The following is a 21,974-nucleotide window of genomic DNA, read 5'->3' as shown; positions in this document are numbered from 1 at the left end:
TTCGGTTCAGATGCGGAGGCCGCGGGCGCGCAGCGCCTCGCGATGCTTGGTGATGGCGTCCAGCCCGACCTGCTGGCCCCAGCGCGCGCCGAACTCCATGGTCTCGGCGGTGACGGCGCTGGTGGCCTCGCGCAGCCGCCGGCCGAGCGGCGAGCGGTAGAATTCGGCCAGCGCGCGCAGATCGGCGGCGCTCAGATGGCCGGCCCAGGAGGTGGCCATGGCCTCGCCCAGCTCCGGCAGGCGGGCGCGGAATTCCGGCATCAGCACCGTGTCGAAGATCTCGATCACCCGCGCCACCGGCTGGCCGCTCTGCTGGGCGACGCCGGCGGCCATCTGGTGCAGCGTCTGCTGCATGGCGGCCTCGGCCTGCTGCAGCGCGCCATTGGCCTCCAGCAGGTCGCGCGCCGCGGCGATCGCCGCCTCGCGCTCCGGCCCGGCATGGCGCTGCGGGGCGGTGCTGGCGGCGCCGTCCTTGGTGGGCGGCGTGGCCGGCGCCCGCTCGGCCGGGGCGGGCTGCGCCGGGGCGGACGGGGCCGGGGCGGACGGGGCCGGCGCGGCACCGCTGCCGAACTGGCTGGGCTGCGCCAGCACCATCGGCGCCGCCAGCAGCAGCGGGGCGGCGAGCAGGAGCGGGCGCATCACTCGGCCGCCATCGCCGGGGCGCCGCTGGCCGCCGCCTTGCGCGCCAGCACATAGGCCTCGATCTGCTCGGCGACATCGCGCCCGTCGCGGATGCCCCAGACCACCAGCGAGGCGCCGCGCACGATGTCGCCGGCGGCGAAGACGCCCTCCAGCTTCGTCATCATGCTGCGGCGGTCGATGGCCAGCGTGCCCCAGCGGCTGACGGTCAGCCCCGGCTCGCCGAACAGCGTCGGCAGATCCTCGGGGTCGAAGCCCAGCGCCTTGATCACCAGGTCGGCGGGCTCGGTGAAGCCGCTGCCCGGGATCGGCTCGACCTGCTGGCGGCCGGTCGCATCCGGCAGGCCGAGATGCATCTTCACCGCGCGCACACCGGCAACACGGCCATCCTGCCCCTCGAAACCCTCGGGCGCCGAGAGCCAGGAGAAGGTCACGCCCTCCTCCTCGGCATTCGACACCTCGCGCATCGAGCCCGGCATATTCGCCTTGTCGCGGCGATAGAGGCAGGTGACGGCGGCCGCACCCTGGCGGATGGCGGTGCGCACGCAATCCATCGCCGTGTCGCCGCCGCCGATGACGACGACGCGCTTGCCGGCGGCGTTCAGCGTGCCATCGACGAATTCCGGCACATGGTCGCCGAGATTCTCGCGGTTGGAGGCGGTGAGGTAGTCCAGCGCCGGCACGATGCCGGCCAGGTCCGAGCCCGGCCCGCCAATGTCGCGCGCCTTGTAGACGCCGGTGGCGATCAGCACCGCGTCATGCCTGGCGCGCAGCTCGGCCAGCGAGATGTCCTGGCCGATGCGGCAATTCAGCACGAATTCGATGCCCGCATCGGCATACTGGGCGTGGCGGCGGAGGACGACCTCCTTCTCCAGCTTGAAGTTCGGGATGCCGTAGATCATCAGCCCGCCGACGCGGTCATAGCGGTCATAGACCGTGACCTTCCAGCCGCGCAGCCGCAGCCGCTCGGCCGCCGCCAGGCCGGCGGGGCCGGCGCCGATGATGCCGACCGAATGCTCCACCTCGCGCGCGGGCTTGGGCGGCTTCACCCAGCCCTGCTCCCAGGCGGTATCCGTAATATACTTTTCGACAGCGCCGATGGTGACACTGTCAAAGCCCTTCTCGATGACGCAATTGCCTTCGCAGAGCCGGTCCTGCGGACAGACGCGGCCGCAGATCTCGGGGAAGGTGTTGGTGGCCGAGGAGACCTCATAGGCCTCCTCCAGCCGCCCCTCGGCGGTCAGCTTCAGCCAGTCGGGGATGTTGTTGTTCAGCGGGCAGTGGATCGAGCAGAAGGGCACGCCGCACTGGCTGCAGCGGCTGGCCTGCTCACCGGCGCGCTCGGCGCTGAAGCGCTGATAGATCTCGCCGAAATCGGCCCGGCGTTCGGCGGCGGCGCGCTTCTCGGGCGTCTGTTGGGAAAGTCGCACGAATTGCAGCATGCGTTCGGCCATCGGGCGCAGGTCCTTCGGGCAGGAAGGGACGATCGGAGCCGGAGGCAGCCGCCCGCGCAGGCCGCGCGGGCGGGGCTCGCACCCCGGCTGCGCAGCTTTGGCATAGTCAGAAGGGGGTTGCGAGTCTTAATTGCGCCGAAAGGACAGCAATTATGACCTTAAAACCGCAACCCCCTTCCAGGATCGCATCAGTATTGCATCCCGGTCATGCGGATAGGACCGATCCGGTCTTAGAGCCCTCTCAGACCGGCTGGACCTGCCGCGCCCCGCCCGGGCGAAACCGCGCCAGATAGCCAGGCACCACCGCCTCCATCGCTGTCGGCGCGATGCCCAGATCGGCCAGCGTCATCGCCTGGGGCGAGACGACATTGTCGCGCTGCAGCTGCGCCAGCTGGTCGCGCGTCAGCGGCGGGTTGGGCAGCATCTCCCCCAGCCGCGCCTGCAGCCGCACCAGCCCGTCGGGCAGCGGCACCAGCCGCTTCGGCCGCCCCGTCACCTCCAGCACATAGCCCATCAGCTCGCGGAAGCTGGCGACGCGCGGCCCGCCCAGCTCATAGATCTGGCCCGCCGCCTCCGGCCGCGTCGCCGCGGCGATGATCGCCGCCGCCACATCGCCCACGAAGACCGGTTGGAAGCGCGTCGCGCCGCAGACCACCGGCATCACCGGCAAGAGCTGCGCCAGGCCGGCGAAGCGGTTGAAGAACTGGTCCTCCGGCCCGAACACGATGGAGGGGCGCAGGATGGTGGCGCGCGGGAAGGCCGCCCGCAAAGCCGCCTCCCCCGCCGCCTTGCTGCGCGCATATTCGGAAGCGCTGGCGGCATCGGCGCCGATCGCCGAGATCTGCACCACCCGGCCCATGCCGGCCGCGGCCGCCGCGCGGCCGATCCGCCCCGGCAGCTCGCCCTGCAGGCGCTGGAAATCGCCCTTCCGCTTCTCCGCCAGGATGCCGATCAGGTTTACCACCAGATCGGCGCCCTGGAACAGCCGCGCCATCGCCGCCTCATCCGACAGGCGCAGCGAGACCGGCTCGACCTGGCCGAGCTGCCCCTGGGTCGCCAGCGGCCGCACCGCCTCCGGGTTCCGCGTGACGATGCGCAGCTGGTAGTCCAGCCGCGCCAGGCGGGGCACCAGATGCCTGCCGATGAAGCCCGTCCCGCCGAACAGCACCGCCACGGGGCGCGTCGCCATCGCCGATCTCCTTGCTCGTTGCGTCTGCCGACGATATGGGGCGCCCTGGCCGGCGCCAAGGCGCGCTCGCCAAAGCTTTCCCCCGCTTTCCATGGGGTCGGGCCATGGGGTCGGGCCATGGGGTCGGGGCAGGCATTCCGCCGCGCCGGGCGCTCGGGCTTTGACCCCTCCCTTCCCGCTCTCTATATGCAACGGCATCTGGGGCGGCCTGTGCGGGCTGCCCGACCGACTCGTAAGGTTTCCGATGACCCTGCCGCTGATGCCGAAGGCCACCGCTGTGTGGCTCATCGAGAAGACGTCCCTGAGCTTCGAGCAGATCGCCGATTTCGTCGGCATGCATCCGCTCGAGGTGCAGGCGATCGCGGATGGCGAGGTCGCCCAGGGTATCGTCGGCTATGACCCCGTCCAGAACGGCCAGCTGCGCCGCGAGGAGATCCAGCGCTGCGAGGCCGACCCGAATGCCCGGCTGCGCCTGCAGGAAAGCGCCATCCCGGTGCCGAAGAGCCGCGGCAAGGGCGCCCGCTACACCCCCGTCTCCAAGCGCAATGACCGCCCGGACGGCATCGCCTTCCTGCTGCGCAACTACCCGCAGCTCTCCGAGGCGCAGATCGGCAAGCTGCTCGGCACCACCAAGGACACCATCGCCAAGGTGCGCGACCGCACCCATTGGAACAGCGCCAACATCAAGCCGCGCGACCCGGTGATCCTCGGCCTCTGCAGCCAGTCCGACCTGAACGCGGCCATCACCGCCGCCGGCGGCAACCCCTCCGCCCCCCTCCTCCCCCCCGAGGACGAGGACGCCGCCTGATTTTTCTCTCGGCTGCCGGTCAGGGCCGGGAGGGGCGGTGCTGCAAGGGCACCTTTCTCTCCGGCCCCGGCTGGCGCCAGGGCATGCAAAAAGGCGGGTCGCTTCGGCGACCCGCCTTTTTGCTGTCCGCTGTCCGGCGTGCCTCCCCGGAGGGGAGGCACCGCCAGGGCGGTGGTTACCGGCGCGGCGCCGGGCGCGCGGCCGCCTTGGGCACCGGCGGCAGATCCTCCTCGAGGATCGTCAGATGGACGGAGTAGGAAATCTCGCCATCCTCGGTGTCGCGGTGCAGCGTGCCGATCACCTCGTCCTCGACCGCCACCTCGACCGACAGCCCCGGCCGCGCCGGGCGGATCAGGTTGATGCGGTCGGTGCCGAAGAGCCGGCGCAGATAGGTCTGCACGCGCGTGATATCCGAGGCGTCCATGCCGTGTGTCTTTGCTCCAGGGATGAAGGATGGGGGCTTATAGGCCCCGTCACCCTGGCCACCTAGGGCCAAATCGCCGCCCTGCCCCGCGCATCCCTCCGGCATGGCAGGCCGGCAACAGGCGGCGGCGGACGGTCAGCGCCCCGGCGGCAGGGCCGGCCCGGCCTTTGGCCGGACCTTCCGGCCGGACAGCCGGCCGCAGGAAACAGGCACCCGGCCCGGCGGGAAACGAGGCCGGCCCGCAAGGGCACCGGCGCGAAGACCGGGCGGTGCGAAAACAGGCACGGCGCCCCCGCTTGGCGGGGACGCCGCAAGACCTGTTCAGCGGGCGCTGGACAGGCGCTGCATTTCCTCTTTGAGGCGCAGCTTGGCGCGCTTCAGGCGCATCAGCGTTCCGGCATCCGGCTGCGGCCGGTTGCCCTCCTCGGCAATCTGCCGCTCCAGCGTGGCATGGCGCTCCTGCAGGCTGCGCAGGCGTGGCTGTTGCATCATCGGCACGCGATCCTCCTGAGGTTGCTGGCGCGGAAGCGCGGGAGCCACGACGAGGAGCCGTCACCCCGCCCTTCCGGGACGGGCCGCTTCAGCCGCCTCCCCCCTGTTCCGCAACCCCGACCAGCGGCGGAAGCGGAGCGGATGGTCAGACCATGCTGTGCGACCACGCCCGGACATGATATGGCGTTTCCGAGCGCAGATGCGACTCAAACCGACCAACCGATGAGGCCCATCCTGGCCGACCGTGACTCCCTGCTGCGCCAGCTGCACGAGCTCCGCAGCGAGCATCGTGATCTCGACACCGTGATCGCCCGTCTGGAGCATTCGGTCGCCGACCAGCTCCAGCTGCAGCGGCTGAAGAAGCGCAAGCTGAAGCTGAAGGACGAGATCGCCTGGCTGGAAAGCCGGCTGGTCCCCGACATCATCGCCTGACCCGGCGCGGCCATCCGGATGGCGCTGGACATGCGGCAGATCGGCGCCCCGGCTGCGGGCCTGGCGCCTGGGCGCTGGCCTCGCGCCCGAGGTGGTGGCCGCGCGGCTCGGCATCTCCCGCGCCGCGCTCTACACCTATGAGAAGGACGGCATCCCGCGGCTCGACCTGCTCGAGCGCGCGGCCGGCCTGCTCGGCGTCTCGCTGGCCGCGCTGATCGGCATCGAGGTCGAGCATTTCCCCTCCGGCGCCGGCTTCTTCGAGCGCATGCGCCAGGCCGAGGCGGAGGCCGAGCAGATCCTGGCCTGCTTCGACCCGATCTCCATCCTGCTCGCCTCCCCCGCCTATCCCGAGCGGCTGCGGGTGATGCTGCAGGAGGCGACGGCCGGCGATGCGGAGGCCGCCGCCGGCGCCACCCGGGCGCTGGCCGTGCTGGAGGAGCGCCGCGCCCAGCACGCGGCCCGGCCGCGCCCGCTGACCGCGCTGATCGCCCTGCCCCGGCTGGCGCAGCTGCTGCGCACCGGCCTGACCGGCCGCGACGACCTGCCCGACACGATCCGCGCCGAGCGCCGCGCCTGGGCGCGCGAGGAGGTGGAAGCCATCGCGCAGCGCCTGGAGGCGCCGCCGATCGGCGTGCAGATCGGCCTGCTGGAGGCGGTGCCGCCCAGCCAGACCTTCGAGGTGCTGCTGGGCGGCGGGCCGGACCGCGTCGCCGTCAGCCCCTTCCGCCTCGGCGAATACCCCAATGTCACCGCCGGCATCGCGACGCTGAGCGCCGAGCCGGCGACGGTCGCGCTGTATCGCGACCTGGCCCAGCGGCTCTGGCAGGGCGCGCTGAAGGGCGAGGTGGCAGCGCAGCGCCTGCGCGCCCTGCTCGCCGCCTGAAGGCGGGTGCAGGGGATCCTGTCCCCTGCCCAGGGAAAAGAAGGGGTGCGTTGGAGGGGGCAAAGCCCCCTCAAGCCGAGCTTTCCGCGTTGACAGCTCCGCATCGTCCAGCAAAATGGATTTTTCCGATTTGACGGACTTTCTGATGCTCGCTCCCCGTTCCGACGCCGCCCTGGCCGCGCATCTGCTGGCGCTGTTCCGCCAGCTCTCGGCGGATGGGGAGGGCGTGACCCGCCCGGCCTATGGCGATGCGGAGAGCGCCTGCCTGGCCGCGCTGGCCGACATCGCCCGGGCCGAGGGGCTGGAGGCCTGGTCGGACGCCGCCGGCAATCTCTGGATGCAGCCGCCCGGCCTGGGCGAGGCCCCTGCCCCCGCCTGCGGCAGCCATATGGATTCGGTGCCGCAGGGCGGCAATTTCGACGGCGCCGCCGGCGTGGTGGCCGGGCTGCTCTGCGCCCGCCAGGCGCTGCAGGAGGGCCGGGCCCTGCGCGCCGTCGCGCTGCGCGGCGAGGAATCCCCCTGGTTCGGCGCCCCGCATGTCGGGCTGCGCGCCGCCTTCGGCGCGCTGGGCGCCGCGGAGCTCGCCATCCCGCGCCGCGACAGCGGCCGGACCCTGGCCGAGCATATGCGCGAGCAGGGCGCCGACCCGGACGCCGCCGGCAGCGGCACGCCCCTGCCCGAGCTGCGCCGCACCACCTTCTTCTGGGAGCTGCATATCGAGCAGGGCCCGGTGCTGGTCGATCGCGGCTTGCCGGCCGCCGCCGTCTCCGCGGTGCGCGGCCATGTGCGCTATCCCGGCGCGGCCTGCATTGGCGAGGCCGGGCATTCCGGCGCCGTGCCGCGCCATCTGCGGCGCGATCCGGCCCTGGCGGTGGCCGAGCTGCTGCACGAGCTGGACACGCTCTGGGGCCGCGCCTTGCAGGAGGGCGCCGATCTGGTGCTGACCGCCGGCCAGCTCTGGATCGACCCGGCCAGCGCCACCGCCACCCGCATCCCCGATTCGGTGCGCTTCAGCCTGGATCTGCGCAGCGCCCAGCCCGCCGTGCTGCAGGAGCTGGGCGCGCTGCTACCGCGCCGCATGGCCGAGATCGGCGCCCGCCGCGGCGTGCGCTTCGACCTCGGCCAGGCCGTCCGCGCCGCCCCCGTGCTGCTGGACGAGACGGCCCGCGCCGCCATCGAGGCCGCCCTGCCCGAACCCGTCACCCTCGCCTCCGGCGCCGGGCATGACGCGGCGGAGTTCGTCCGTCGCGGCACCCCGGCCGCCATGGTCTTCATCCGTAACCGCAATGGCTCGCACAACCCGGCCGAGGCGATGGAGATGGAGGATTTCCTGGCCGGCCTTACCGCCATGCAGCAGGCGATCCGCGCCGCGGGCTGAGACCGCGAAGCTCACGCCGCATCCTCATCCTGCCGCGTAACGGATTGCCAAAGCATCATTCCGATGCCGCTTCGCAACGCCCCCGCTCTGATATAGAACCGAAACGGGACCGCTCGCGGCTCCGTCATCGGGAAGAGGGGGTCCCGTCACATGGTTCACATCCGGACATTCCTGGCAGGGTCCGCCCTTGCCTTGGCCGTGGCGCTGCCCGCGGCCGCCCAGACCTGCCTGCGGCCTGCCGAGCAATCGGCCATGGCGGTGCGGGCGCTGCAGAGCCAGCTGATGGTCGCGGCCCTCTCCTGCAACCAGCATGACGATTACAACGCCTTCGTCACGCGGCATCAGCGCGACCTGGGCACCGCCTGGCGCGAGCTGACCGGGCATTTCCGCCGCGTCCATGGCGGCCGCGCCCAGCGCGAGATGGATGGCTACATCACCACCCTGGCCAATGCGCAGAGCCAGGAAGGCATCCGCCAGGGCTCGCATTTCTGCCGCAACGTGGCGCCGCTCTTCCAGCAGGCGCTGAGCCAGAACGGCATGGCCGCGCTGGCCAGCCTGTCGCTGGAGCAGAAGGTGCTGAACCCCTATGACGCCGCGGCCTGCCCGGCCCCGGCCACCCGCAGCGCCCAGGCCACGCCGCGCCGCAGCACCCCGGCGCCGGCCCAGGCCGCCGCCCCCGCCCAGCCCCAGACCCAGGTCGCCGTCCGTTAATTTTTGTCGGGCTGCCGCCGCCTGGTGGGGAGGCGGGGCGCGGAACAGAGGCCGCGGCGCGGGTTTTCAACGCGGCAGCGGGACAGATGAAGAAGGCCCGGCGGGGGATATCCCGCCGGGCCTTTTTCTGTGCCGGGTCTGCGGCGAGCGGTGCCGCCCTTCCCGAAGCCCCAAAAGAAAAAGGGCGCCCGGAGGCGCCCTTTCCCTTGGCCGTGACCGGCTGCGCGATTAGCGCAGGACGATCTCGACGCGGCGGTTCTGCGGCTCGCGCACGCCGTCGGCCGTCGGGACCAGCGGACGGCTCTCGCCGAAGGCCTGGACGGTGATGGCGGAGCGGGCGACGCCCAGGCGGACCAGCTCGGCGGCCACGGCGTCGGCGCGACGCTGCGACAGGCGCTGGTTGTACTGCGGCGAGCCGGCGCGGTCGGCGTGACCGGCCACCTCGATGCGGGTCGCCTGCACGCGGCTGCTGTTCTGCGCGGCCTCGGCGATGATCTGGCGGGCACGATCCGTCAGGTCAGCGCGGTCGAAGTCGAAGAACACCAGGTAGGTGCGGGCCGGGGCCGGGGCAGCGGCCGGCGCCGGAGCGGCAACCGGGACCGGGGCCGGCGGCACCGGGGCGTTGAACGCATAGCGCAGGCCCAGGAACACCGAGTGGTTGTAGTTCTCGGAGTCGACCTTGGTGCGCGAGGTCACGACGCCAGCCGTGTTACGGGTGACGGCGGTGAACTCCGGATCCAGGGTGCCCAGGAAGCGGTACTCGGCGGTGATGGCCAGGCCCGGAACGGCGGCGATCGGGAAGGCGGCGCCGACGATGCCCTGGAAGGCGAACTGGCCGTCCTCGTCATCGATCGTCACGCTGGAGCGGCCGAGGCCACGGCTGCGGACGGTGTCGTAGTCGTGCCACACATAACCGACGCCGGCGCCGATGTACGGAACAACCGGGAGGCCCAGGTTGAAGTCGTACAGGGCGTTGACCATCGCGCCGTAGCTGCGGACGGTGCCACCGATGCCCGGCAGCGTGCCGCGGGCGGACAGGGTGTCAACGTCGTTCTGGCGGTAGTTGCCCTCGATCTCGGCGCGGAGGCCGTTGCCGAAGCCGTAACCGATGCTCAGAACGCCACCGAAGCCATGCTCGAACTCGGCCTCGATCTTGTTCGTCGCGCCGCGGGCGGTGCCCATCGACGGCGTCGCGCCGGAAGCCGAGATGTCGGCGTCCTGCAGGTAGTTGTAGCCGGCGCCGGCGCCGACATAAACGCCCGTGACAGGCTGCGCCTGGGCCGCGAGCGGCAGCGCCAGAACGGTCGCGGCCAGAAGCGCCTTCTTGAGGCTCATTAGAATTCTCCTCGATCCACCAGAGGCATGCTCGCTGCGCGCGCCCTCTGGAGGAGTCCCCGAGTCACGGCGCCGCGTGAAGCTTTAATTAGCAGAGCCAGCGGCCGCGTGCAGCGGGTCGCTGGAGTTTCCTGCCACATGTGGCGGGAAAGCCACATTGGGCTGTTTGGGTCACAGACCCGCGAGCAGCGCCGCGTCCGAAGCCCCGCCCGCCAGCGTCCCTCGCGGGTAGAGCCGGTTGGCATGGCCCATCTTGCGGCCCGTCCGCGCCTCCGCCTTGCCATAGAGATGCACGGCCACGCCGGCATCGCCCAGCAGCGCCGGCAGCTTCGCCATGCCCTCGGGCCCCACCAGGTTGCGCATCACCGCATCCGAATGCCGCTCCACCCCGCCCAGCTTCAGGCCGGCGACCGCGCGGATATGCTGGTGGAACTGGCTGGCGGCGCAGGCATCCATGGTCCAGTGGCCGGAATTGTGCGGCCGCGGCGCGATCTCATTGCCCAGCAGCCTTCCATCCGGCAGCAGGAAGAACTCCACCGCCAGCACGCCCACCAGCTCCAGCTCCGCCGCCACGCGCATGGCATGGCCGCGCGCCGCCTCGGCCGCCGCTGCCGGCACCCGGGCCGGGGCGAAGGACAGATCCAGGATGTGGTGGTGGTGCCGGTTCTCCACCGCGTCATAGGCCACGGCCTGGCCGTCCAGCCCGCGCGCGGCCACCGCCGAGATCTCCTGCCCGAAGGGCACGAAGGCCTCGAGGATCAGCGGATGCGGCTGCAGCCGCTCGAAGGCGGGGGCCAGGTCCGCAGGCTCGCGCAGCACCGCCTGGCCGCGACCATCATAGCCCAGCCGCGTCGTCTTCAGCACCGCCGGCAGGCCGAGCTCGGCCACCGCCGCCTGCAGCTCCGCCAGGCTGTGCACCGGGCGCCAGGGGGCGACGGGCACGCCGGCCTGCTCCAGGAAGGTCTTCTCCAGGATGCGGTCCTGGCACACCGCCAGCGCCTTCCTGCCCGGCCGGCAGGGCACCAGCGGCGCCAGGATCTCCAGCGTGCGGGCCGGCACGTTCTCGAACTCGAAGGTCACCACATCGACCTGGCCGGCGAATTCGGCCAGCGCCGCCGCATCCTCATACCCCGCCACGGTGTGCGCGGCGGAGACCAGCATGCCCGGCGAGCCCGCATCCGGCGCATAGACATGGCAGCGATAGCCGAGCTCGGCCGCGGCGAGGGCCGACATACGGCCGAGCTGGCCGCCGCCCAGGATGCCGATGGTGGCGTTGGGGGGAAGCGGCGCCTGGCTCATGCCGGCTCCTCCGCCACCGACGCGGTCTGTGCCGCCCGGTATTCCTCCAGCCGCCGCGCCAGCGCCGCATCCGTCGTGGCCAGCATGGCGGCGGCCAGCAGCGCCGCATTCACCGCGCCGGCGCGGCCGATGGCCAGGGTGCCCACCGGGATGCCGGCCGGCATCTGCACGATGGAGAGCAGCGAATCCATGCCCTTCAGCGCATGGCTCTCGACCGGCACGCCCAGCACCGGCAGCCGCGTCATCGCCGCCGCCATGCCGGGCAGATGCGCCGCCCCGCCGGCCCCGGCGATGATCGCCCGGAGGCCCCGCCCCGCCGCCTGCTGCGCGTAATCATAGAGACGCTGCGGCGTGCGATGCGCCGAGACCACCTTCGTCTCATGCGGCACGCCAAGCCGCTCCAGCGTCTCGGCGGCATGGCGCATCGTTTCCCAGTCGGAGCGGCTGCCCATGATGATGCCGACCAGCGGCGCGGAGGAAGTGTCGGTCACGCGGAACATCCCGGAGCAGAGAATCCAAGGCCGCGCCCATGCCCCACCCCCCTCCCCTTGTCCACTTTTTTCATGCTGCCGCCGTCCTGTGGGGATGCGGGACTCTTTTCCGGGCTGCCGCCTTCCTGTGGGAAGGTGGGACTCCAGTCCCGGCCACCCTCATCGGGTGGAGAGCGGGGCCGCCTTCCGGGCTCGCGACCGCCGGCGCGGCCGAAGCCCCCCCCCCGGCGGACCGACCCTCAGGGCGTCGCGGCCTCGGCCTTGCCCGCCGCACCGCCAGCGGCGCCGGCAGATCGCCGCGGCCGGCGCTGCAGCCGCGCCAGATCCGCCAGCCGGCGGTCCAGGAAGGCCAGCGTCGCCGCATCCTCCGGATCGGCATCGTTCAGCCAGAAGGCCAGGGTGGTGCCATAGACCCCGGCCAGGGTGGCGCGGCGCGTGTAGAACGACAAATCATTCGAGGTGTCGCCGGCCGCCTGCCAGATCGCATCCGTGCTGCGCGCGGTGGCGCGGGCGGCGGCGCCGGCATTCCAGGGCAGCGCCAGCAGCGCCAGGCCGCGCCGCACCGCCTCCTTGTTCGGCCGCTGCTGGCGCAGCCGCAGCGCCACCAGGGCGCGGATGCGCGCCGGGATGCGCTGGCTCTCCAGCCCCATCCCCGCCGCCTCGGCCGCCATGTCACGATCGGCCAGGTCGCACCAGGCCTCGACCATGCCGGCCGGGCCGCGCGGGAACAGCCATTCGGCGGCATCCGGGTTCTGCCCGCCGGCCGCCAGACCGGCGCGCAGCGCCGCCAGGCTCCAGCCCAGCCGCGGCACCTCGGGCAGCATCGCGCGCAGCGCCGCGTCGCGCTCGGCGCTGCGCTCCAGCCGCCCCTGCATCCACTCCCGCGCCCGTTTCATCGGCCCTGCTCCCTGCCTTCGGCCCGCCGCTCGGCCTGGGCGGCGGCGCGGGCCAGTTCCTCGGTGAAGCCGAACAGCGAATGGTCGCTCATCCGGCTCGGGTACATGATGCCGTTCAGATGGTCGAATTCATGCTGCATGACGCGCGCCAGCAGCCCTTCCACCTCGCCCTCGACGGAGTCGCCATCCACATCGACGCCGCGAAAGGCGATTCGCTGCGCCCGCTCGACATTGCCGCGCAGCCCGGGGATCGACAGGCAGCCCTCCCAGCCGCGCTGGTCGGGCGGGCCGAGCAGCTCGATCTCCGGGTTGATCAGCGCCGCCACCTCCTCCCCCTGGCGGAACACGAAGAGCCGCAGCGGCACATGCACCTGCGGCGCGGCGAGCCCGAGTCCCCCCGCATCCAGCATGGTCTCGGCCATGTCCTGGACCAGGCGGCGGATCTCCGGGTCGGTGGGGTCGGGCACCGGATCGGCGACCCGCAGCAGCACCGGGTGCCCCATGCGGGCAATCTTCAGGATGGCCATGCGCGCGCCTTTCTTTCCGCTCTTGCCAGAAATGGGTGCGTGCCATGCCGCCGGAAGGGCTTTCAATCCGCCACCGGCCCATGCTAGACGCAGCCACCTTGCAGGAAGGCACCGGCGCGGTCCGGCGCTTCGTGCTTTTCGGATCCATTCATCCCGGTGGACCAGATCTCCTGGTGGCCGGGCCCTGCTCTAGTGAGAGGAGACCGCACAGCGTGCAGGTCGTCGTTCGGGATAACAATATCGATCAGGCCCTCAAGGCCCTTAAGAAGAAGCTGCAGCGCGAAGGCGTCTTCCGCGAGATGAAGCTGCGCCGGCACTATGAGAAGCCGTCCGAGCGCCGTGCGCGCGAGGCCGCCGAGGCCGTCCGCCGCGCCCGCAAGGTCGAGCGCAAGCGCCTGGAGCGCGAGGGCTTCTGATCGCCCGCCGCCGCGCCCCGCCGCCCTGAGGGCGGCCGGCGCGGCTGGCGCGACGGAACCCGGCCCGCCCTGGTGGCGTGGCGAGATGGAAGCCGCGGGGCAGATCCTTCTGCCGGCCGCGGTTTTTCGTCGCCTGCGCGACACGGGCCTGAGCGGGCCTTCGGGCCAGCCTGACCGGCTTTCTGCGCCGTGGCGCGGAACCGGTTTCAGCAATTTCAGTGCAGAATTGTAACGCAACGTAACGGTCGCTTTGCGCCGGCTGCCATGCAGCTTATGCGGAAAGTCATGACCCCTTCGCGTTCGCGTGACCTGATGCGGGCGGCTGCCTTCGGCATGCCGCTGGTCCTGGCTGCGGCCCTCGCGGGCGCGCCCTCTCCCCTGCACGCCCAGGCGGCCTCCCCGCCTTCCCCCGGCACGGCCTCGACCAGCAGCCGCGGGGATTCCACACCGGGCAATCCCGGCCCCGCCGTGCCGGTGGCGGTCAGCCCCGCCCAGCGCGGACCGGTCCCACTCGAGATCGCCGCGAATGGCAATGTCGTGGCCGAGGCGACGGTCACCGTGCGCAGCCGCGTCGACGGGCAGATCGAGCGCGTGCATGCCCAGGAAGGCCAGCGCGTCGAGCGCGGCCAGATCCTGTTCACCCTGGATTCGCGCATGGCCCAGGCGCAGCTGGCCCAGCAGGAAGCGCAGCTGGCGCGCGACCGGGCGCTGGCGGTGCGGGCGCGGGCGGACGCCACGCGCTACGCCTCGCTGCGCGGCGAGGGCTTCGCCGCCGCCCAGCGCTACGAGCAGGCCCAGGCCGACGCCGCCTCGGCCGAGGCCAATCTGCGCGGCACCGAGGCGCTGATCGCCCAGACGCGGCTGACGCTGGACTACGCCACCATCCGCGCCGAGATCACCGGCCGGCTCGGCGCCCTGCCGATCACCGAGGGCAATCTGGTGCGCGCCGGCGAGCAGACGGCGCTGGCCACCATCACCCAGACCGACCCGATCCAGGTCCAGTTCGCCGTGCCGGAGCGCTGGCTGCCCGAGATCCGCGCCGCCATGCAGCGCGGCGAGGCCAGCGGCAACCTGCCCCGCGTCACCGCCCATCCGCCGGGCGATTCCCACCCGCCGGTGCAGGGCCAGCTCTTCTTCGTCGACAGCCAGGTCGACACCACCTCCGGCACGGTCCAGCTGAAGGCGCGCTTCGCCAATGCCGACAGCGCGCTCTGGCCCGGGCAATACGTCAATGTCGTGCTGGTGCCGCGCACCGAGCCGGATGCGCTGAGCGTGCCGGTCCAGGCGGTGCAGACCGGCTCGGGCGGCGAGCGCTATGTCTATGTGGTGGACGGGCAGAGCCGCGCCCGCCGCCGCGCCGTCACGCTGCAGCGCGTGGTCGGCGGCCGCGCCGTGCTGCAGGCCGAGATCGCCGCCGGCGACAAGGTGGTGACCGAGGGGGCGCAGCTGCTCTCCGACGGCGCCCGCATCGCCGAACGCCCCGCCCAATCCGCCCCCCGCCCGCCCCAGAGCTGAGGAAGCGCCACGATGCACCTGTCCGAGCTCTGCATCCGCCGCCCCGTGATGACCGGCCTCCTGGCCGCCGCGGCGGTGCTGGCGGGCATCGTGGCCTATTTCCAGATGCCGGTGGCGGCGGTGCCCAGGGTCGATTTCCCGGTCATCACCGTCTCCGCCAACCTGCCCGGCGCCAGCCCGGAGACCATGGCGAATTCGGTGGCGCTGCCGCTGGAGCGTGAATTCTCCACCATCGCCGGCATCGACCAGATGTCGTCCACCAGCGGCCAGGGCACCACCCAGCTCACCCTGCAATTCGTGCTGGGGCGCAACATCGACGCCGCCGCGCTCGACGTGCAGGCCGCCATCTCCCGCGCCCAGCGCCGCCTGCCGCAGGAGATGACCAACCCGCCCAGCTTCCGCAAATCCAACCCGGCCGACGCGCCGGTGGTGCTGCTGAACCTGCGCGGCGGCGATGTGCCGCTCTACCGGCTGAACGAGGTGGCGGCGGTGCTGATCTCGCCGGCCCTCTCGCGCATCCCGGGCGTCGCCCAGGTGGTCACCTATGGCGAGCAGAAATACGCGGTCCGCGTGCAGCTCGACCCCGACCGGGTGGCGGCGCTGGGCCTCAGCTTCGACGAGGCGCAGCGCGCCATCGCCGCGGCCAACAGCAACACCCCCGTCGGCACGCTGAACGGCCCGCGCCAGCAGCTGACGCTGCGCGCCAATGACCAGCTGCAGGACGCCGCCGCCTTCGGCCAGCTGATCATCGGCGGCCGCGGCAATTCGCCGATCCGGGTGCAGGATGTCGCGACCGTCGTCGACGGGGTGGAGAACAACCGCGTCGCCGCCTGGATGAACGGCAATCGTGGCCTGACCCTGGCGGTGCAGCGCCAGCCCGACGCCAACACGGTCGAGGTGGTGGACGGCGTCAAGGCCGCCCTGCCGGCGCTGCAGGCGGCGCTGCCGCCGGGCGCGCAGATCGACGTCATGCTCGACCGCTCGGTGTCCATCCGCGACGCGGTGCATGACGTGCAGCATCACCTGATGATCGCCATCGGCCTGGTGGTGCTGGTGATCTTCCTGTTCCTGCGCAAGCTCTGGGCGACGCTGATCCCGGGCATCGCCGTGCCGATCTCTCTGGCCGGCACCTTCGGGCTGATGTACGCGCTGGGCTACGGCATCGACAACATCACCCTGCTCGGCCTGACGCTGGCCGTGGGGCTGGTGGTGGACGACGCCATCGTCATGCTGGAAGCCGCCGTCCGCCACATGGAGGAGGGCATGAGCCCCTTCGCCGCCGCCATCCGCGGCGCGAAGGAGATCGGCTTCACCATCATCTCCATCACCCTCTCGCTGATCGCGGTCTTCATTCCGATCCTGCTGATGGGCGGCGTGGTGGGGCGCGTCTTCAACGCCTTCGCCGCCACCGTCTCGCTGGCCGTCGTGGTCTCCTGCGTCGTCTCGCTGACGCTGACTCCGCTGATGACCAGCCGCCTGCCGGCGCATGGCAAGCCCAACGCCTTCGAGCGGGTGCTGGAGCGCGGCTTCGTCGCTATCGAGCGCGCCTATGGCTGGATGCTGGACAAGGCGCTGCGCCTGCGCCCCCTGGTCTGGCTGACCTTCGCCGCCTCCATCGGCCTGTCGGTCTGGCTGGCCGTCAGCATCCCCAAGGGCTTCTTCCCGGTCGAGGATACCGGCCTGCTCAGCGTCGGCACCGAGGGGCCGCAGGACGCCTCCTTCGACGACATGACGGTGCGCCAGGCGCGGGTGGCCGAGCTGATCCGCCAGCACCCCTCGGTGGAGCTGGTCAATTCCATCGTCGGCATCAGCGGCAACAGCCAGGCGCTGAACCAGGGCCGCATGTTCGTCCAGCTGAAGCCGCGCGCCGAGCGCAAGCCGGTGGGCGAGATCATCCAGGAGCTGCGCCGCGCCACGGGTGGCATCCCCGGCATGCGGGTCTTCTACAACCCGATCCAGAACCTGAATTTCGGCGCCCGCCAGTCGCGCACCCTCTACCAGTACACGCTGCAGGGGCTGCGCTCGGACGAGCTCTATGATTGGGCCGGCCGCATGACCGAGGCGCTGCGCCGCCTGCCCGAGCTGCAGGACGTCAACACCGACCTGCAGATGGCCGCCCCCATCCTGTCGGTGCAGGTCGACCGCGACCGCGCCGCCGCGCTCGGCGTCACCGTCGACCAGGTGCGCCAGGCGCTCTACTCCGCCTATGGCGCGCGGCAGATCAGCACCATCTTCGGCGCCTCCGACAGCTATGCCGTGATCCTGGAGGCGCTGCCGCGCGACCAGCAGGACGAGACCGGCCTGTCCAAGATCTATCTGCGCAGCAGCTCGGGGCGGCTGGTGCCGCTGGACGGCATCGCCCGGCTGGAGCGGCGCGTGGGCCCGCTGACCGTCGCGCATCAGGGCCAGCTGCCCTCGGTGACCATCGGCTTCAACACCGCGCCCGGCGTGGCGCTCGGCCAGGCCACCGCCGCCATCGCCGCCGCCGAGCGCGAGCTGGGCCTGCCGCCCACCGTCGTCTCCGGCTATTCCGGCACGGCGCAGATCTTCCAGCAGGCGCTGGCCGGCCAGGGCATGCTGCTGCTGGCCGCGGTGCTGATCATGTATGTGGTGCTGGGCGTGCTCTACGAATCGCTCGTCCACCCCTTCACCATCCTCTCCGGCCTGCCGCCGGCGGCCCTCGGCGCGCTGGCCACGCTGTGGTGGTTCAACCTCGACCTCTCGGTCATCGCGGTGATCGGCGTGCTGCTGCTGATCGGGCTGGTGAAGAAGAACGCCATCATGGTGGTGGATGTGGCGCTCGCCATGCAGCGCAAGGGTGTCGACCCGCTGACGGCGGTGCGCGACGCCAGCATCCTGCGCTTCCGCCCGATCATGATGACGACACTGGCCGCCGCGGCCGGCGCGGTGCCGATCGCCGCCGGCTGGGGTGCGGCGGCCGAGCTGCGCCAGCCGCTCGGCCTCGCCGTGGTGGGCGGGCTCGCCGTCTCCCAGGCGCTGACGCTCTTTGTCACGCCGGTTCTGTACCTGGCCTTCGAGGGGCTGGCGCGGAAGTTCAGCCGGCATCCGGTGGCGCAGCCGGCGGAGTAAGACAAGGAAAAGAAAGAGAAGGCCGGGGGGACAGGGTCCCCCCGGACCCCGCCTTCAGTCAGGCTCCGCTAGCGTTTGACGATGCCTTCGCCGGCATCCGCGGGCAGGCGCAGCGACAGGGGGGCCGCGGCCGCGGTCAGCAGGGCGCCCACCAGGAAGCCGGCGGTGAAGTCGGGCATGGCGGCCGCATCGCGGCCAGCGATCGCCACGCTGGCCTGCAGCACCGCCGAGGCCACCGCCACGCCCAGCGCCAGCGGCAGCTGCTGCGCCGTGCTGTACAGGCTGGTCGCGGCCGAGAGCTTCTCCTGCGGCACATCGGCATAGGCCAGCGTGTTCAGCGTGGTGAAATGCAGGCTGCGGAACAGCCCGCCCACCATCAGCACCACGAAGATCGCCGCCATCGGCCAGCCCGGGCGGAAGGCGCCGCAGGCCGCGATCGCCGCCGCCCCCAGCAGCGCGTTCCAGATCAGCACATTGCGGAAGCCGAAGCGGCGCAGCGCGAATTGCGCCATCGGCTTCATGGCGAAGGCGCCGAGCGCGGTGGCGAAGCTCACCATGCCGCTCTGCGCCGCGCTGGCGCCGAAGCCCAGCTGCAGCGTCAGCGGGATCAGGAAGGGCACGGCGCCGGCGCCCACCCGGAAAATGGTGCCGGCCACCGCCGGCACCTGGAAGCTCGGGATCGACAGCAGCCGGAAATCCAGCGCCGGATTGGCGACGCGCAGGCAGTGCCGCACCGCCAGCGCCGTCAGCACCAGGCCGAGCAGCAGCACCAGCTGCGGCACCGGGCTCGGCACCAGCCCGCGGCCCAGCGTCTCGAAGGCGAACATCAGGCAGGCCAGCGCGGCGCCGACCATGGACAGGCCCCGGATGTCGGGCGGCGGCGGCAGCGCCGAGGGCAGCGCCGGGATGATGCGCCAGACCAGCAGCAGCCCCAGCATGCCGACCGGGACATTGATCCAGAACACCGCGCGCCAGGAGATCAGATCGGTCAGCAGCCCGCCCACCGGCGGGCCCAGCAGCGGCCCCAGCAGCCCCGGCATGGTCAGCCAGGTGGTGACCGAGAGCAGCTCCTCCTTCCGCACCCGGCGCAGCAGCAGGATGCGCCCGACCGGCACCATCATCGCGCCCCCCAGCCCCTGCAGGATGCGCGCCGCCACCATCTCCGCCAGCCCCTGCGACAGGCCGCACAGCGCCGAGGCCACGGTAAAGGTGGCGATCGCCACCATGAAGACCTGCTTCGCCCCGAAGCGGTCCGCCACCCAGCCGCTGAGCGGGATGAACACCGTCAGCGCCACCAGATAGGAGGTGATGGCCACCCCCATCACCAGCGGGTCCTCGCCCAGCGAGCGCGCCATGGCCGGCAGGGCGGTCGCCACCACCGTGCTGTCGAGGTTCTGCATGAACAGCGCGCTGGCCACGATGGCCGCCATCAGCCTTGGGTCCGGCAGCCGGGGCGAGGGCGTCACGGGCGCCTCCACGGGCGGGGGGACGGGGTCTTGGCCGGGGGTGTCGGAGCGATCGGGGCTGGGCAAGGCGGGACCGGTGGGCTGTGGGGCAGGAGGGTCAGGCTAGGCCCGTGCCGCGCCCGGCAAAAGCCCGGCCATGCCGGCCCCTGCCCTGCGGCGCCGGCGAAGCTGCCGCCCCGCCCTGCCCCGGCTTACCCGCGGCGCCGGCCCATGCTGCACTGCCGGCGCCCATGCTGCACTGCCGACCAAGGAGAACCCGCATGCCATCCAGCCCGCCCCGCACCGCCCTGGTCACCGGCGCCCAGCAGGGCATCGGCGCCGCCATCGCCCTGGCGCTGGCCGAATCCGGCGCCGATATCGCCGTGAACTACCTGGACGATTCGGCGGCGGCCGAGGCGCTCTGCGCCCGCATCCGCGCCCTCGGCCGCCGCGCGGTGCCGCTGCAGGCCGATCTGTCGCAGCCCGGCGCGCCGGCCGCGCTGGTGGCGGCGGCGGCCGGCGCGCTGGGCGGGCTCGGCGTGCTGGTCAACAATGCCGGCATCTTCCCGCGCATCCCCTTCCTGGAGATGCAGGAAGCGCAATGGGATGCCGTGCTGGACCTGAACCTGAAGGCCAGCGCCTTCTGCGGCCAGGCGGCGGCGCACGCCATGGTCGCCGCCGGGCATGGCGGGGTGATCCTGAACCTCAGCTCCAGCGCGGTGCGCGGCAGCCCGCTGGGGGCGCATTACAGCGCCAGCAAGGCCGGGCTGATCGGGCTGACCCGGGCCATGGCCCTCGCCCTCGGCCCGCAGGAGATCCGCGTCAACGCCATCGCCCCCGGCCTGACCGACACGGCGCAGCCGCGCCATGGCAACAGCGAGGCGGAGCTGCATGCCATGGCCGCGGCCCTGCCGCTCGGCCGCATGGGCAGGCCGGAGGAGATCGGCGCCATGGCCGCCTATCTGGCCTCGCCGGCGGCCGCCTGGATCACCGGCCAGGTCTTTCACGTCAATGGCGGCGGCTATCTGGCCTGACCTGGAGGTTGGCCGTTGTATTGACGAAATAGTGATAATCCGGCTCTACCTATGGTAGCGGCGTCACCCGGCTGCGCCCGGCGGGGTTGGGGGACGGACCATGGCGGCCGGCTTCACCGGCCTCCCCCCGCTCCAGGAAGGCAAGCACCGTGGCATCCCAGTACGACATTCGCGAGCGTCTCCGTTTCCTGGCTTTCGACCAGGCCAGCCGCGACGCCCTGTCGGAATTCCTGCCGGTGCTGCAGACCCGGCTGCCGGAGGTGCTGCAGAAATTCTACACCCATCTGCGGCAATGGCCGGAGCTGGCCGGCATGTTCAAGGGCGATGGCATGCGCCGCGCCGAACAGGCCCAGGCGGCGCATTGGGGCCAGCTCTTCTCCGGCCGCTTCGACGAGGCCTATGTCGAATCGGTGCGCCGCATCGGGCTGATGCACAGCCGCATCGGGCTGGAGCCGCGCTTCTATATCGGCGGCTACAGCTTCATCCTGGGGCATCTGATCGACCTGGCCTGCCAGAGCTTCACCAGCCGGCTGAACCCGGCCGCGGCGCAGCGCCGCACCGCCACGCTGGTGCGCGCGCTGAACCAGGCGGTGATGATCGACATGGACATGGCCATCTCGATCTATCTGGAGGAGAACAAGGCGGCCTTCGACCGCAAGATCGCTGCCCTCTCCGGCGCCTTCGAATCCCGGGTCGGCCCGCTGGTGGATGCGGTGGCGAGCCAGGCCGGCGCGCTGCGCGGCACCGCCGCCGGCATGAGCGAGACGGCGCGGCAGACGGCGCAGCAGGCCAATGTGGTGGCCGGCGCGGCGCGCGAGGCCAGTGGCGGCGTCGCCACCGTCGCCGCCGCGACCGAGGAGCTGTCCAGCTCGGTCGAGGAGATCGCCCGCCAGGTGGCGCATTCCTCCGCCATGACGCGCCAGGCGGTGGAGACCAGCCGCCGCACCGATGGCATCGTCCGGGCGCTGGCCGGCGGCGCGCAGAAGATCGGCGAGGTGATCGGGCTGATCGAGACGGTGGCGGCGCAGACCAACCTGCTGGCGCTGAACGCCACGATCGAGGCGGCCCGCGCCGGCGAGGCCGGCAAGGGCTTCGCCGTCGTCGCCTCGGAGGTGAAGAACCTGGCCAGCCAGACCGCCCGCGCCACCGAGGAGATCAGCCAGCAGGTGGGCGAGATGCAGAATGCGACGCGCGACGTGGTCGGCGCCATCGGCGAGATCACCGGCGCCATTGGCGAGCTGAACAAGGTCGCCACCGCGATCGCCGCCGCGGTGGAGCAGCAGGGCGCCGCGACGCGCGAGATCTCGCGCAGCGTGCAGGAGACCGCCTCCGGCACCCGCCAGGTGACCGAGAGCATCGCCGCCGTCAGCACCAGCGCCGAGGCCACCGGCCAGGCGGCGCAGGAGGCGCTGCGCACCGCCGAGGCGCAGGCGCAGCAGACCGACGGGCTGCGGCGCGAGATGAGCAGCTTCGTGACGCAGATCCGCGCCGCCTGAGGCCCGCCCCCGGGGGGGGC

At 72.0% G+C, this 21,974-nt stretch carries 21 protein-coding genes; 10 read left to right on the top strand and 11 right to left on the bottom strand.

Going from position 1 to position 21,974, the window contains the following annotated elements; translation table 11 throughout:
* Positions 1-6: 6 nt before the first annotated feature.
* The 3 genes from QE401_RS05015 to QE401_RS05005 all read right to left on the bottom strand — a co-directional run bounded on the left by QE401_RS05015 (position 7) and on the right by QE401_RS05005 (position 3,282).
* On the bottom strand, positions 7-639 hold the full coding sequence (locus QE401_RS05015) for a DUF2059 domain-containing protein (RefSeq protein WP_307137164.1): 633 nt from the start codon (positions 637-639) through the stop codon (positions 7-9).
* Positions 639-2,093: an NAD(P)-dependent oxidoreductase gene (locus tag QE401_RS05010; RefSeq protein WP_307137163.1), complete on the bottom strand. Its 1,455-nt coding sequence runs from the start codon at positions 2,091-2,093 to the stop codon at positions 639-641. Before QE401_RS05010 ends, QE401_RS05015 begins: the two co-directional genes overlap by 1 nt.
* A gap of 241 nt (positions 2,094-2,334) precedes the next feature.
* Positions 2,335-3,282, bottom strand: a complete 948-nt coding sequence (locus QE401_RS05005) for a complex I NDUFA9 subunit family protein (RefSeq protein ID WP_307137162.1) — start codon at positions 3,280-3,282, stop codon at positions 2,335-2,337.
* Between the two features lie 244 nt (positions 3,283-3,526).
* Here QE401_RS05005 and QE401_RS05000 point away from each other — a divergent pair, with 244 nt between their 5' ends.
* Positions 3,527-4,090 carry a DUF1013 domain-containing protein gene (locus tag QE401_RS05000; RefSeq protein ID WP_307137161.1) on the top strand — a complete coding sequence of 188 codons (564 nt, stop codon included), beginning with the start codon at positions 3,527-3,529 and terminating at the stop codon, positions 4,088-4,090.
* 175 nt (positions 4,091-4,265) lie between these two features.
* On the opposite strand, the gene QE401_RS04995 is transcribed toward QE401_RS05000, so the two are convergent.
* Both QE401_RS04995 and QE401_RS04990 read right to left on the bottom strand, forming a co-directional pair.
* Positions 4,266-4,514 (bottom strand): DUF3126 family protein, encoded by a 249-nt coding sequence (locus tag QE401_RS04995; RefSeq protein ID WP_307137160.1) that lies wholly within the window; start codon positions 4,512-4,514, stop codon positions 4,266-4,268.
* A gap of 321 nt (positions 4,515-4,835) precedes the next feature.
* Positions 4,836-5,003 (bottom strand): YdcH family protein, encoded by a 168-nt coding sequence (locus QE401_RS04990; RefSeq protein WP_373461420.1) that lies wholly within the window; start codon positions 5,001-5,003, stop codon positions 4,836-4,838.
* A gap of 234 nt (positions 5,004-5,237) precedes the next feature.
* Here QE401_RS04990 and QE401_RS04985 point away from each other — a divergent pair, with 234 nt between their 5' ends.
* The 4 genes from QE401_RS04985 to QE401_RS04970 all read left to right on the top strand — a co-directional run bounded on the left by QE401_RS04985 (position 5,238) and on the right by QE401_RS04970 (position 8,410).
* A complete protein-coding gene (locus QE401_RS04985; protein ID WP_040612315.1) occupies positions 5,238-5,438 on the top strand; it encodes a YdcH family protein in 201 nt (66 codons plus the stop codon).
* Positions 5,439-5,490: 52 nt separating this feature from the next.
* Complete coding sequence (locus QE401_RS04980; RefSeq protein WP_307140183.1) at positions 5,491-6,321, top strand: helix-turn-helix domain-containing protein; 831 nt, start codon at positions 5,491-5,493, stop codon at positions 6,319-6,321.
* 145 nt (positions 6,322-6,466) lie between these two features.
* On the top strand, positions 6,467-7,699 hold the full coding sequence (locus QE401_RS04975; RefSeq protein WP_307137159.1) for a Zn-dependent hydrolase: 1,233 nt from the start codon (positions 6,467-6,469) through the stop codon (positions 7,697-7,699).
* 198 nt (positions 7,700-7,897) lie between these two features.
* On the top strand, positions 7,898-8,410 hold the full coding sequence (locus QE401_RS04970) for a hypothetical protein (RefSeq protein ID WP_307137158.1): 513 nt from the start codon (positions 7,898-7,900) through the stop codon (positions 8,408-8,410).
* Between the two features lie 228 nt (positions 8,411-8,638).
* Here QE401_RS04970 and QE401_RS04965 read toward each other — a convergent pair whose 3' ends face one another.
* From QE401_RS04965 to def, 5 genes are all read right to left on the bottom strand, one after another.
* On the bottom strand, positions 8,639-9,745 hold the full coding sequence (locus tag QE401_RS04965) for an OmpA family protein (protein WP_307137157.1): 1,107 nt from the start codon (positions 9,743-9,745) through the stop codon (positions 8,639-8,641).
* 171 nt (positions 9,746-9,916) lie between these two features.
* On the bottom strand, positions 9,917-11,044 hold the full coding sequence (locus QE401_RS04960) for a 5-(carboxyamino)imidazole ribonucleotide synthase (protein ID WP_307137156.1): 1,128 nt from the start codon (positions 11,042-11,044) through the stop codon (positions 9,917-9,919).
* Positions 11,041-11,544 carry a 5-(carboxyamino)imidazole ribonucleotide mutase gene (gene purE, locus QE401_RS04955; protein ID WP_373461419.1) on the bottom strand — a complete coding sequence of 168 codons (504 nt, stop codon included), beginning with the start codon at positions 11,542-11,544 and terminating at the stop codon, positions 11,041-11,043. Before purE ends, QE401_RS04960 begins: the two co-directional genes overlap by 4 nt.
* A 230-nt stretch (positions 11,545-11,774) precedes the next feature.
* Complete coding sequence (locus tag QE401_RS04950) at positions 11,775-12,431, bottom strand: COQ9 family protein (RefSeq protein WP_307137155.1); 657 nt, start codon at positions 12,429-12,431, stop codon at positions 11,775-11,777.
* On the bottom strand, positions 12,428-12,958 hold the full coding sequence (def, locus tag QE401_RS04945; protein WP_307137154.1) for a peptide deformylase: 531 nt from the start codon (positions 12,956-12,958) through the stop codon (positions 12,428-12,430). The genes QE401_RS04950 and def overlap by 4 nt, the downstream gene beginning before the upstream one ends.
* A 212-nt stretch (positions 12,959-13,170) precedes the next feature.
* Here def and rpsU point away from each other — a divergent pair, with 212 nt between their 5' ends.
* From rpsU to QE401_RS04930, 3 genes are all read left to right on the top strand, one after another.
* Positions 13,171-13,374 (top strand): 30S ribosomal protein S21, encoded by a 204-nt coding sequence (gene rpsU / locus QE401_RS04940; protein ID WP_007006360.1) that lies wholly within the window; start codon positions 13,171-13,173, stop codon positions 13,372-13,374.
* A gap of 285 nt (positions 13,375-13,659) precedes the next feature.
* Positions 13,660-14,889, top strand: a complete 1,230-nt coding sequence (locus QE401_RS04935) for an efflux RND transporter periplasmic adaptor subunit (RefSeq protein ID WP_307137153.1) — start codon at positions 13,660-13,662, stop codon at positions 14,887-14,889.
* A gap of 12 nt (positions 14,890-14,901) precedes the next feature.
* Positions 14,902-17,979: an efflux RND transporter permease subunit gene (locus QE401_RS04930; RefSeq protein ID WP_307137152.1), complete on the top strand. Its 3,078-nt coding sequence runs from the start codon at positions 14,902-14,904 to the stop codon at positions 17,977-17,979.
* 68 nt (positions 17,980-18,047) lie between these two features.
* On the opposite strand, the gene QE401_RS04925 is transcribed toward QE401_RS04930, so the two are convergent.
* Positions 18,048-19,445, bottom strand: coding sequence for an MFS transporter (locus QE401_RS04925; RefSeq protein WP_307137151.1), 1,398 nt, complete (start codon positions 19,443-19,445; stop codon positions 18,048-18,050).
* A 260-nt stretch (positions 19,446-19,705) separates the two neighbouring features.
* Between QE401_RS04925 and QE401_RS04920 the strand changes: the two genes are divergently transcribed.
* The gene (locus QE401_RS04920) at positions 19,706-20,458 is read left to right on the top strand and encodes an SDR family NAD(P)-dependent oxidoreductase (RefSeq protein ID WP_307137150.1); all 753 of its coding nucleotides are present in this window, start codon (positions 19,706-19,708) and stop codon (positions 20,456-20,458) included.
* 149 nt (positions 20,459-20,607) lie between these two features.
* Positions 20,608-21,954 (top strand): globin-coupled sensor protein, encoded by a 1,347-nt coding sequence (locus QE401_RS04915; protein ID WP_307137149.1) that lies wholly within the window; start codon positions 20,608-20,610, stop codon positions 21,952-21,954.
* Positions 21,955-21,974 lie beyond the last annotated feature (20 nt).

The sequence above is a fragment of the Pseudoroseomonas cervicalis genome (assembly GCF_030818485.1).
Classification (GTDB): Bacteria; Pseudomonadota; Alphaproteobacteria; order Acetobacterales; family Acetobacteraceae; genus Pseudoroseomonas; species Pseudoroseomonas cervicalis_A.
Note: the sequence above shows the minus strand (reverse complement) of the source record. Positions and strands in the feature narration are given on the sequence as shown.